The organism is Geoalkalibacter sp., assembly GCF_030604225.1.
Taxonomy (GTDB): Bacteria; Desulfobacterota; Desulfuromonadia; order Desulfuromonadales; family Geoalkalibacteraceae; genus Geoalkalibacter.
In genome coordinates, this window is sequence record NZ_JAUVWH010000187.1 from 1 (window position 1) to 4,199 (window position 4,199).

The following is a 4,199-nucleotide window of genomic DNA, read 5'->3' on the forward strand; positions in this document are numbered from 1 at the left end:
CCCTGGCCTTCGCCGTCAAGGTGCCCATGTTCCCCCTGCACACCTGGTTGCCCGCCGCCCACGTCGAGGCGCCCACCGCGGGCAGCGTGATCCTGGCGAGCATCATGCTCAAGATGGGCGGCTACGGCTTTTTGCGCTTCTGCCTGCCCATCGCACCCGAGGCGACCTTCTACTTCATGCCCTGGCTCATCGCCCTGTCCCTGGTGTCCATCGTGGTCGGCGGCTATCTGGCCCTGGGGCAGAGCGACATAAAAAAGCTCATCGCCTACTCGAGCGTCGGCCACATGGGTTTTGTCACCCTGGGGATCTTTCTGCTCAACGATCAGGGCATCAAGGGCGCCATGCTGCAGATGATCAACCACGGCATCACCACCGGCGCGCTGTTTATCCTCATCGGCATTATTTATGAGCGTACCCACAGCCGCGAGATGAGCGTCAATTCGGCCCTGGGGGCGATGATGCCGCTGTTCGTGCTGTTTCTCGGCATATTCAGCCTCTCGTCCTTCGGCTTTCCCGGCACCAACAGCTTCGTCAGCGAATTCCTGGTGCTGCTCGCCGCCTTCGCCAAGTATCCGCTGGTCGGGGCGATCGCCGTGGTCGGCGCGATTCTCGCCGCCGCGTACATGCTGCGCCTGTTGCAGCGCATGGTCTGGGCCGACTCTGACGGCCACGGCCACCACCACGAGGACGAGGAGGAGGGCGAGGGCCATCACGCCCTGCGCGATCTCAACCCGCGCGAGATCGGCACCCTGAGTTTTCTGGTGATCTTTGTCTTCTGGATCGGTTTCTACCCGGCGCCCCTGCTCAATATCATGGATGCCAGCGTTGCGCATCTGCTGCAGCAGGTCGAGGCCGGCATGGGCGGCGGCGATGCCGGGGAAACCCTGCACGCCCTGAGCGGCCTGGGCGACCGGGTTGCCGAACTTATTTCCTCCGTGACCAACTTCTGATTTCGGACGGCTTATGGAAACCATGCTTTTTTTGCCCGAACTGCTGCTGATCCTGCTCGTTCTGGTCTGCTTCTGCGCCTCCTTGGGCCGGCCGCGCATTGACTTGCCGCGGGTCGCGGTGATGCTTCTCTCGACCCTGGCGCTGCTCGCCTCCGTCGCCACCCTCGACCAGTCGGGTCTGCTGTTCTTCGACGCCTATCGGGTCGATACCCTCTCGCAGCTGTTCAAGGTCATCCTCTGCGCCGGGCTGGTGCTGGTGGCCTGGGTCGGACCGGGCCTGCGCGGCATCGAGGGGCGCCTGGGCGCCGAGTACTATATGTTTCTGGCGATCAGCACCCTGGGCCTGGTGATGCTGGCGAGCGCCGTGGAGCTGGTGACCATTTTCCTGGCGCTGGAGATCTCGTCCTTCGCCCTGTTCGTGGCCATTCCCTTCCGTCAGCCCCAGCACAGCCGCGAGCAGTATGAAGCCGGCATCAAGTATGTGCTGTTCGGCGCGGCGGCCTCGGGCCTCACTCTGTTCGGCATGAGCTACGTCTTCGGCCTGAGCGGCACCACCTACCTGGCCGAGCTGGCGCCCCTGCTGCCCGAGCTCATCGTCTCCCAGCCCTTGGCGGTGCCGGGGATGGTGCTGCTGCTGTGCGGCTTTTTCTACAAGCTCGCCCTGTTTCCCATGCATTTCTGGACGCCCGATGTCTACCAGGGCGCGGCCAACGAGACCGCCGGCTTCGTCGCCACCCTGCCCAAGTTGGGCGCGGTGATCCTACTGCTGCGCCTGGTCAGCCTCGCCGGAGTGGATGTCACCCAGCTCACCTGGGCGCTGGGCATTCTGGCCGTGGCGTCCATGACCGTCGGCAATCTCGCCGCCCTGGTGCAGAACGACATCAAGCGCTTGCTGGCTTATTCGAGCATCGCCCATGCCGGGTATCTGATGCTCGGCATCCTTGCCGGCAATCCCCTCGGCCAGGCCGGCGCCATCTATTATGCGCTGGGCTATCTGCTCATGAACCTGGCGTGCTTCTTCGTTCTCTACCACCTGAGCGGCGACAGCCGCAACCTGTCCCTCGATGATCTCAAGGGTCTCTACCGCCGCTCGCCGCTGCTCGCCTTCACCCTCGGCGCCGGCGCCTTCAGTCTGGCCGGCATCCCGCCCACCATCGGCTTCACCGGCAAGTTCGTGCTGTTCACCGCCGCTTTCCAGAAGGGCTTTTACGGCCTGGTGGTGCTGGCCCTGATCAATGCCGCCATCTCCATCTTCTTCTACCTGAAGATGGTGCGCGCCGCCTACCTGAGCGCCGACGACGGTGGCGAAGCCGTACCCCTGGGATTCGGCACCCGCCTCCTCGGCTACGTGCTGATCCTCGCCATCATCCTGCTCGGCGTGCTGCCCCAAGGCTTTTTGGCCCTGGCCAAGGAGGCGGTGGCGCTGCTGTAGGACAAAAGGAGGGACAGGGTTGCCCCAGGCTTTGGTTCTGCCGTAGACTGCGAAAATCCTTTCGTGATCCAAGGCAGATATCCTCGTGAACGCAAGCCTCCAGCGCAGTCTGCTTTTTCTGGCCTTTTCCCTGCTGTTGCACGGGCTGCTCCTGCTGGTTTCGCCGCGTCAGCCCGGTGTGCCCGCCCCGGATCGTTCCTCCGGCAAGGCCCTGCGCATTGAGGTCATGACCGTGCCCGCGCAGGTTGCCGAACCCGGACAATCCGCGCCATCTCCCCCGGTGATTTTCGAAGCGCCGCAGCCGGTTGCGCCGCAAGTGCCCGTGTCAATCCCACCCCCCACCGCGCCGCTTCAAGCCACACCCAGTAAGCCTCCTGCCGGGCAAGCCCGGCCTGGCGTCGCCGCTGCTTCCGCCCCCATCGAAGCGCCTGCCGCCGGATCCGACGAACCCAGTCCGATTGCCCCGCCGGCCGTGCCTGAAACCCAGGGGTCATCCCCGAGCGATGCGCGGGATTCCACCGCTGAACCGGTACTTCTTGCGCAGGAGAAACAGGCTCTTGCTCTGGCGAGCCTGCCGTCGCCGATCGCGCCCGTCGTCGAGGAGCCGCGCATCCGCGCCCTGCGCCAGGCCTATCTCGATGCCCTGCCGCCCCTGATCCGTCCCTATCAGCGTTATCCCCTGCCGGCCTTGCGCGCCGGGCGCGAGGGCAAGGTCGTCGTGCGTTTCGTGCTGGAGCGCGACGGGCGGCTGCGCGAGACCGCCATCCTGGAGAGTTCCGGCGATGCCCTCCTCGATCAGGCGGCGGCCGCGGCCGTCGCGCGGGTGCCGCGTTTTCCGGCCTTTCCCGCGGAGCTTCCCGAGGACAGCCTGCCCATCGAGTTGCCGGTGCGCTTTGACCGCTCCCTGCGGTGAGGTAGTCTTGTGAAAACAACCGGGAGGTGCGTCATGACCCAATACGCCATGGAAGTCGTGCAGGGCGACATCACGAAAATGCAGGTCGATGCCATCGTCAACGCCGCCAATACCACGCTGCTCGGCGGCGGCGGGGTGGACGGCGCCATCCATCGCGCCGCCGGGCCGCGCCTGCTGGAGGAATGCAAAACCCTCAACGGCTGCCCCACCGGTCAGGCGAAAATCACCGGCGGTTACAATCTGCCTGCCCGGCATGTCATCCACACCGTGGGACCGGTGTGGCACGGCGGCGGGCAGGGCGAGGACGAATTGCTCGTCGGCTGCTACCGCCACAGCCTGCGCCTGGCCCAGGAGCACGGCCTGGAAACCATCGCCTTTCCCTCCATCAGCACCGGCGCCTACCGCTTTCCCCTGGAGCGCGCCTGCCGCATTGCCGTCGCCGAGGCCAGGACGTTTCTCGCCGCCCAGGATCAGGTAAAAAAGGTGTATTTTGTCTGTTTTTCCGAAGACAATGCGGCGGTTTACCGAAAGATTCTCCAAGAAGCGCAATCCTTCGGTTGAATTCATGAAATCCTGTGTTTTAGTTCTCCCGTGGCAGGATTCCTTATTTCGCTGCAAAGGAGAAGCTCATGACGCGACTGAATGAAATCGAGGGAATCGGCGAGGTCTATCGTCAAAGGATCGAAGCGGCCGGCATTTCGTCGACGGAAAAACTCCTTGAAGCGGGATCGACGCCCAAGGGACGCAAGGACCTCGCGGAAAAAGCCGGGGTCAGTGACAAATTGCTCCTGAAGTGGATCAATAATTCCGATCTGTTCAGGATCAAGGGCGTTGGCCAGGAATACGCCGATCTTCTCGAGCAGGCCGGGGTTGACACCGTGCCGGAATTGGCCCAGCGAAAACC

5 protein-coding genes are annotated in these 4,199 nt (G+C 64.0%); all 5 read left to right on the plus strand.

What is annotated here, in order from left to right; all coding sequences use genetic code 11:
- The coding region (locus QAT43_RS14445) for a complex I subunit 4 family protein (protein WP_305043792.1) at nucleotides 1–950 on the plus strand (950 nt) is incomplete at its 5' end.
- A 13-nt stretch (nucleotides 951–963) separates the two neighbouring features.
- Nucleotides 964–2,382, plus strand: coding sequence for an NADH-quinone oxidoreductase subunit N (locus QAT43_RS14450; protein ID WP_305043793.1), 1,419 nt, complete (start codon nucleotides 964–966; stop codon nucleotides 2,380–2,382).
- Between the two features lie 85 nt (nucleotides 2,383–2,467).
- Nucleotides 2,468–3,295: a TonB family protein gene (locus QAT43_RS14455; RefSeq protein WP_305043794.1), complete on the plus strand. Its 828-nt coding sequence runs from the start codon at nucleotides 2,468–2,470 to the stop codon at nucleotides 3,293–3,295.
- A gap of 33 nt (nucleotides 3,296–3,328) precedes the next feature.
- Nucleotides 3,329–3,856 carry an O-acetyl-ADP-ribose deacetylase gene (locus QAT43_RS14460; RefSeq protein WP_305043795.1) on the plus strand — a complete coding sequence of 176 codons (528 nt, stop codon included), beginning with the start codon at nucleotides 3,329–3,331 and terminating at the stop codon, nucleotides 3,854–3,856.
- Nucleotides 3,857–3,924: 68 nt separating this feature from the next.
- A partial coding sequence (locus QAT43_RS14465; protein ID WP_305043796.1) for a DUF4332 domain-containing protein occupies nucleotides 3,925–4,199 on the plus strand: 275 nt, incomplete at its 3' end.